The sequence below is a fragment of the Agaribacter flavus genome (genome assembly GCF_042646125.1).
Taxonomy (GTDB): Bacteria; Pseudomonadota; Gammaproteobacteria; order Enterobacterales; family Alteromonadaceae; genus Glaciecola; species Glaciecola flavus.
This window is the reverse complement of record NZ_JBHRSW010000016.1, coordinates 48581-55288: the sequence shown is the minus strand read 5'-3', so window position 1 is coordinate 55288 and position 6708 is coordinate 48581. Positions and strand designations below refer to the sequence as shown.

At 42.9% G+C, this 6708-nt stretch carries 8 protein-coding genes; all 8 read right to left on the bottom strand.

The annotated features are described in order from the left end of the window. Positions 1–165: 165 nt before the first annotated feature. Genes ACFOHL_RS10500 through atpB form a run of 8 tightly spaced genes read right to left on the bottom strand, consistent with a single transcriptional unit; the run spans position 166 to position 6661 of the window. On the bottom strand, positions 166–582 hold the full coding sequence (locus tag ACFOHL_RS10500; protein WP_376920184.1) for a F0F1 ATP synthase subunit epsilon: 417 nt from the start codon (positions 580–582) through the stop codon (positions 166–168). A gap of 29 nt (positions 583–611) precedes the next feature. Next, positions 612–1994 carry a F0F1 ATP synthase subunit beta gene (atpD, locus tag ACFOHL_RS10495; protein WP_376920183.1) on the bottom strand — a complete coding sequence of 461 codons (1383 nt, stop codon included), beginning with the start codon at positions 1992–1994 and terminating at the stop codon, positions 612–614. A gap of 31 nt (positions 1995–2025) precedes the next feature. Beyond that, on the bottom strand, positions 2026–2886 hold the full coding sequence (atpG, locus tag ACFOHL_RS10490; RefSeq protein WP_376920182.1) for a F0F1 ATP synthase subunit gamma: 861 nt from the start codon (positions 2884–2886) through the stop codon (positions 2026–2028). 60 nt (positions 2887–2946) lie between these two features. Then, the gene (gene atpA, locus ACFOHL_RS10485; RefSeq protein ID WP_376920181.1) at positions 2947–4488 is read right to left on the bottom strand and encodes a F0F1 ATP synthase subunit alpha; all 1542 of its coding nucleotides are present in this window, start codon (positions 4486–4488) and stop codon (positions 2947–2949) included. A 13-nt stretch (positions 4489–4501) separates the two neighbouring features. Then, positions 4502–5035, bottom strand: coding sequence for a F0F1 ATP synthase subunit delta (gene atpH / locus ACFOHL_RS10480; protein WP_376920180.1), 534 nt, complete (start codon positions 5033–5035; stop codon positions 4502–4504). A 12-nt stretch (positions 5036–5047) separates the two neighbouring features. After that, complete coding sequence (atpF, locus tag ACFOHL_RS10475; protein WP_376920179.1) at positions 5048–5518, bottom strand: F0F1 ATP synthase subunit B; 471 nt, start codon at positions 5516–5518, stop codon at positions 5048–5050. 48 nt (positions 5519–5566) lie between these two features. Continuing rightward, positions 5567–5782 carry a F0F1 ATP synthase subunit C gene (gene atpE / locus ACFOHL_RS10470; RefSeq protein WP_284217642.1) on the bottom strand — a complete coding sequence of 72 codons (216 nt, stop codon included), beginning with the start codon at positions 5780–5782 and terminating at the stop codon, positions 5567–5569. A gap of 45 nt (positions 5783–5827) precedes the next feature. Then, positions 5828–6661 (bottom strand): F0F1 ATP synthase subunit A, encoded by an 834-nt coding sequence (gene atpB, locus ACFOHL_RS10465; protein ID WP_376920178.1) that lies wholly within the window; start codon positions 6659–6661, stop codon positions 5828–5830. Between the last annotated feature and the right edge of the window lie 47 nt (positions 6662–6708).

The following is a 6708-nucleotide window of genomic DNA, read 5'->3' as shown; positions in this document are numbered from 1 at the left end:
AGTTTAAAAAAAGCAAGATCACATCCAATCAGTTTGAAATCTTGAAAGTGGGTGCGGAATGACAGTTCTGACTATTTTTATGCGGAAAGCCATCAAATTTTTGGCAAAAAAAAACCAATGTAAAGACACTGGCTTTTTACTAATACAATACTTAGGTATATGCGATTACTTTCGTAATTTTTGTATTAACCTTAATTGTGCAATGGCCTCTGATAACTCTATCGCAGCTTCGGCATAATCAAAATCAGCACCATCTGCTTGTGCTATTTTTTCTTCTGCATGTTTTTTTGCTTCCAGCGCGGCAGATTCATCAATATCATCGGCACGTAATGCGGTATCAGCTAATACGGTTATTTGGCTGGGTTGTACTTCGATAGTACCGCCTGCAACATAAAGAAATTCTTCTTCTCCATGCTCACTAACCAATCTTAGCATGCCAGGTTTGATGCCTGTCAACAAAGGCGCATGACCAGGATTGATCCCTAGCTCACCTTCGCTACCAGATACTTGAATGCTTTGTACAGAGCCCGAAAAAATCGACTCCTCTGCACTTACCACATCCAAGTGAACGGTCGTTGCCATATTAAATCTCCTGCAATCTGATACTTAGATTACTTTTTAGCCTTTTCAATTGCTTCTTCTATCGATCCAACCATATAGAACGCTTGTTCTGGCAAGTCATCGTAGTCGCCGTTGAGAATACCTTTAAAGCCAGCAATTGTATCTTTAAGCGATACATATTTACCTGGAGAGCCAGTAAAGACTTCAGCAACGAAGAAAGGCTGAGATAGAAAACGTTGTATCTTACGCGCGCGAGTCACAACCTGCTTGTCTTCATCAGATAACTCATCCATTCCCAAAATAGCAATGATATCTTTTAACTCTTTGTAACGTTGCAGTACAGACTGAACACCACGAGCAGTATCATAGTGGTCTTGACCGATGACTAGTGGATCAAGCTGACGAGACGTTGAATCAAGTGGGTCAACTGCCGGGTAAATACCAAGTGACGCAATATCACGAGATAGTACAACCGTCGCATCTAAGTGAGCGAAGGTAGTCGCAGGCGAAGGGTCAGTCAAGTCATCAGCAGGTACATATACCGCTTGAATCGACGTAATAGAACCTGTCTTAGTTGATGCGATACGCTCTTGTAGTACACCCATTTCCTCAGCTAGTGTAGGCTGGTAGCCTACCGCAGATGGCATACGACCTAGCAGCGCTGATACTTCTGTACCTGCTAGCGTATAACGATAGATATTATCTACAAAGAATAGTACATCACGACCTTCGTCACGGAATTTTTCGGCCATTGTTAGACCCGTCAGGGCAACACGCAAACGGTTACCTGGTGGCTCGTTCATCTGGCCGTATACTAGCGATACTTTATCTAGTACGTTTGACTCATTCATTTCGTGATAGAAATCATTACCTTCCCGTGTACGCTCACCCACACCAGCGAATACTGAATATCCACTGTGCTCGATAGCGATGTTACGGATAAGCTCCATCATGTTTACGGTTTTACCAACACCAGCACCACCAAACAGACCAACTTTACCACCTTTAGCGAAGGGGCATACCAAATCGATTACTTTGATACCCGTCTCGAGTAACTCAACCGTATTTGACTGATCTTCGTAACTTGGTGCTGCACGGTGAATCGACATTTTTTCTTCTTCACCAATTGGACCCGCTTCGTCGATAGGATTCCCCAATACATCCATTATACGACCCAAAGTCGCTTTACCTACTGGAACTTGTATTGCTTCACCTGTGTTATCTACCGCTATGCCGCGGCGCAAACCGTCTGTAGTACCTAGCGCAATTGAACGCACAACACCACCACCCAGCTGTTGTTGTACTTCCAAAGTTAAGCCCGCTAAGTCACCTTCGGTCACTTTAAGTGCATCGTATACACGTGGAACCTGATCTTGTGGATATTCGATATCCACAACGGCACCAATGATTTGGACGACCTTACCTTGACTCATAATTTGTCCTCTTAAACTTTAAATTCTTTACCTAAACAGCAGCCGCACCGCCAACGATTTCACTTATCTCTTGTGTAATCGCCGCTTGTCGCGCTTTGTTATAAACTAACTGCAAGTCATCAATGAGATTACCAGCGTTATCCGTTGCCGCTTTCATAGCGACCATACGCGCTGCTTGTTCTGAAGCAGCATTTTCTACTACGCCTTGATACACTTGCGATTCGATGTATCTGACCATTAACTTTTCCAAAATTTCTTTTGGATCAGGCTCATAAATGTAATCCCAGCGATGCTTTAGTCCTTCATCTTCTGATTTAGGCAAAGGCAATAGTTGACTGATTAGTGGTTCTTGCGACATGGTATTAACAAACTTGTTGTATACCAAATAAATGCGATCTAACTCGCCATTGTCGTAAGCTTGCAGCATTACTTTTACTACACCCACCACATCACTAACACTTGGTTTGTCACCTAGACCTGACTCAGCAGCAAGTACTTTGCCGCCAAACCGTCCAAAAAATCCAACAGCTTTAGAACCTAGTGCAGCAAAGCTTACTTCTACACCTTGTTCTTTATAACTACGTACTTTTTCGGCTACCGCTTTAAACTCGTTGGTGTTTAGTCCACCACACAAACCACGGTCTGTAGAAACGACAATAAAACCAACATTCTTGATTTCGCGATCTTCCAAGTATGGATGACGAAATTCAAGATTTCCGTTAGCAATATGACCAATCACTTTTAGCATGCTTTCAGCATATGGACGGCCAGAGCTCATACGCTCTTGCGCTCGCTTCATTTTTGAAGCGGCAACCATTTCCATTGCATTGGTAATTTTTTGAGTATTTTTAATACTCCCAATCTTACCTTTTATCTCTTTTCCGCTAGCCATGACACTTTCTCCGATTACTCAACAATGCGCCCTGTAAACAACTGTCACAGGGCTGATTGATTACCAAGTTTGGGTTGCTTTGAACGAATCAAATGCAGCTTTCAATTGGCCTTCAATATCATCATTGTAGTTACCTGTTTCATTGATCGTGTTCATCAACTCAGCACACTCACTATTCATGTATGAATGCAAGGCAGATTCAAAATCAAGAACTTTGTTTAACTCTACGTCTTTCAAATAACCTTTTTCTGCTGCAAATAGAGAGACAGCAGTTTCGGCGACAGAAAGGGGCGCGTATTGATTTTGCTTCATTAGCTCCGTAACACGCTCACCATGTTCAAGCTGTTCACGTGTTGCTTCGTCTAGGTCAGAAGCAAATTGTGAGAAGGCTGCAAGTTCACGATATTGGGCAAGTGCCAGACGAATACCACCACCAAGCTTTTTGACGATCTTTGTCTGCGCTGCGCCACCAACACGAGATACCGAAATACCTGCATTCACAGCAGGACGGATACCTGCGTTGAACAAATCAGTTTCTAGGAATATCTGACCGTCGGTAATCGAAATAACGTTAGTAGGTACGAATGCTGATACGTCACCGGCTTGTGTTTCAATAATTGGTAAGGCAGTTAGCGAGCCTGTTTTGCCTTTTACTTCACCATTCGTGTATTTTTCAACATAATTGGCATTTACACGAGCAGCACGCTCTAGTAAGCGTGAGTGTAGATAGAATACGTCACCAGGATAAGCTTCACGACCAGGAGGACGTTTTAGCAACAATGAAACCTGACGATAGGCAACAGCTTGCTTAGACAAATCATCGTAAACAATAAGTGCATCTTCGCCGCGATCACGGAAATATTCACCCATAGTACAACCTGAATAAGGTGCTAAGTATTGCAAAGCAGCAGATTCAGAAGCAGAAGCAGCAACGATAATAGTATGACCCATTGCACCGTGTTCTTCTAACTTACGTACAACGTTAGCAATCGTAGACGCTTTTTGACCAATCGCGACATAAACACATTTAACGCCTGTGTTTTTCTGATTGATAATCGCATCGATTGCCAAAGCAGTCTTACCTGTTTGACGGTCACCGATAACTAGCTCACGCTGGCCACGACCGATTGGGATCATAGAGTCAACTGACTTGTATCCCGTTTGAACTGGTTGGTCTACCGATTGACGTTCAATTACGCCTGGTGCAATTTTTTCTACTGGCTCAAAGCCAGAAGCGTCAACCGCACCTTTACCATCAATAGGCTCACCTAGTGTGTTAACTACACGACCAAGTAGTGCCGGACCAACTGGCACCTCTAAGATACGGCCAGTCGAATTTACTTTTACACCTTCCTGAAGGTCAGCATATGGTCCCATTACAACCGCACCAACTGAGTCTCTTTCTAAGTTAAGTGCGATGGCGTAACGACCACCAGGAAGTTCAATCATCTCACCTTGCATTACATCAGCAAGGCCGTGAATGCGAATAATACCGTCAGTTACACCAACGATAGTTCCTTCGTTTCTCGCTTCACTTTTTACATCAAACTGTTCAATTCTCTTTTTGATCAGTTCAGCAATTTCAGTGGAATTAAGTTGCATGCTCTTATCCCCGTTATGCTTGCAACGCGTCTTGCAGACGGTTCAATTTAGAATTTACGGAACCATCAATCACTGTGTCGCCGGCTCTGATAATTAAGCCAGCCACTAAGCTTGGATCCACGTTACAATTAAGCTGTATTTTGCGCGCAAATCGTTTTTCCAATGCGGCACTAACTTTGGTTTGTTGCTCTGCGCTGAGTTCACTCGCAGATGTCACATCGACATCAAGCACTTTGTCATACTCAGTTTTAAGTAAATTAAAGCCATCTGCAATTGCAGGCAGCACAGCTAGGCGTTCATTCTCAGCCAAGACTTTTATAAAGTTTTGACCCTTTTCATTTAGGTGCTCTCCGCAAACTGAAATGAAAAGTTCTGCAAGTCGACTTGCAGCGACAGAACCAGCCAATAAATCACTCATTGCTTCGTTTTTAGCAACTTCACCAGCGAAAACCAGCATGCTTTGCCAGTTTTCAACGTCAGACTTTTCTACCGCAAAATCAAAAGCTGCTTTTGCGTAGGGGCGAGCGACAGTTGTCAATTCAGACATGGCGCCTCTCCCTTAAAGTTCTTCGACAAGTTTTTCAACAATGTCGTTTTGTGCTTGCGCATCAATTTCGCGCTGAAGAATTTGTTGCGCACCAACAATGGCTAACGACGCCACTTGTTTACGCAGTTCTTCTTTGACGCGATTTTTTTCGGCTTCAATTTCGGCGTGACCTTGCGCGATGATCTTTTCACGCTCAGCATGCCCTCGTTGAGTTTCCTCATCTATTAACTGATTCGCTCGCTTTTTCGCTTGTTCGATAATTTCAGCGGCTTGTGCTTTCGCATCTTTCAATTGCTCCGTTGCTTTTGCTTGAGCAAGTTCAAGATCCTTTTCAGCGCGTTCACCGGCTGCTAAACCATCAGCTATCGTTTTTTGACGATCTTCGATTGCAGCCATCAGAGGTGGCCATACCATTTTCATACAAAAATATACGAAAACAGCAAAAGCAATCAATTGACCGATTAGAGTGGCGTTAATACTCACGTCCGCTCCTCCTTAATATAGTTCGCAAAAAGTAAGGTTTATTGTCAATTAAAGCGCGAACAACATGTACAAGCCGATACCAACACCGATCATAGCGATCGCATCGATAAGACCTGCAACGATAAACATTTTCGTTTGAAGCGTAGGGGCAAGTTCTGGTTGGCGAGCTGCAGACTCGAGGAATTTACCACCAAGTAAACCAAACCCGATAGCAGTACCAAGAGCACCCATACCAATTAGTATAGCAACTGCGATATATAACATGTAAATCTCCGATTTTTAGTTAAGTTAAAATTAAAAGTGTATAAATTAGTGCTTTTCGCATGCAAGGCTGAGATAAACAATCGTCAGCATCATGAATACAAAAGCTTGTAAGGGTAATACCAATATGTGGAAAACGGCCCACATAAAGTGAAGCGGCAACTGCGCAAAGCCGATTGTCGCGATTAGAATAAATATCAACTCTGACGCGTACAAATTACCAAACAAACGCAGTGCAAGTGACAAGGGTCTTGCCAGTAAAGTGACCGATTCCAGAATAAAGTTCACAGGAATGAACGCAGGGTGATTAAACGGCTGCATCGTGAGTTCTTTGGTGAAGCCGCCAAAGCCTTTCATCTTTATTGAATAAAACAAAATTAAAATGAACACGCCTAAAGCCAATGCAAACGTTAAGTTTAGGTCTGTTGTAGGCACAGCTTTCATGTAAACGTCATGTGGATCCATGCCGAAACCGTATTGACCCACCATACCCGCAATCATTGGCAACACATCTACCGGCACCAAATCCATGAGGTTCATCAATAAAACCCACACGAAAATAGTCAGAGAAAGTGGTGCAATTAAATCACTTTTACCATGGAAGGTACTTTTAACATTACTGTCAACAAAATCGACAACTATTTCTACAAAAGCTTGCAGTTTACCGGGTACGCCAGTGGTAGCAGATTTTGCAACGCTACGGAAAATAAATAAGAAAAGTAAACCAAGACCAATAGACCAACCTAGTGTGTCAACATGCCATACCCAAAAGCCCGCATCGTCGCACGCTTTATTGAAAGCTAAGCCTTCATCGGTATAACACATTCTAGCGTTGGTTAAGTGGTGTTTGATATATTCAGTAGTGGTATATTCAGACGCCATTTTTTAACCCAAATTGTGTAATTTAAAAATCTTATCTTTTGCTGGTC

Bases quoted from the DNA above. Each gene is read 5' to 3' on its own strand.
- atpB (WP_376920178.1), bottom strand. From the start codon at position 6,661: ATGGCGTCTGAATATACCACTACTGAATATATCAAACACCACTTAACC.
- atpH (WP_376920180.1), bottom strand. From the start codon at position 5,035: ATGTCTGAATTGACAACTGTCGCTCGCCCCTACGCAAAAGCAGCTTTT.
- atpG (WP_376920182.1), bottom strand. From the start codon at position 2,886: ATGGCTAGCGGAAAAGAGATAAAAGGTAAGATTGGGAGTATTAAAAAT.
- ACFOHL_RS10500 (WP_376920184.1), bottom strand. From the start codon at position 582: ATGGCAACGACCGTTCACTTGGATGTGGTAAGTGCAGAGGAGTCGATT.
- atpE (WP_284217642.1), bottom strand. From the start codon at position 5,782: ATGTTATATATCGCAGTTGCTATACTAATTGGTATGGGTGCTCTTGGT.
- atpA (WP_376920181.1), bottom strand. From the start codon at position 4,488: ATGCAACTTAATTCCACTGAAATTGCTGAACTGATCAAAAAGAGAATT.
- atpD (WP_376920183.1), bottom strand. From the start codon at position 1,994: ATGAGTCAAGGTAAGGTCGTCCAAATCATTGGTGCCGTTGTGGATATC.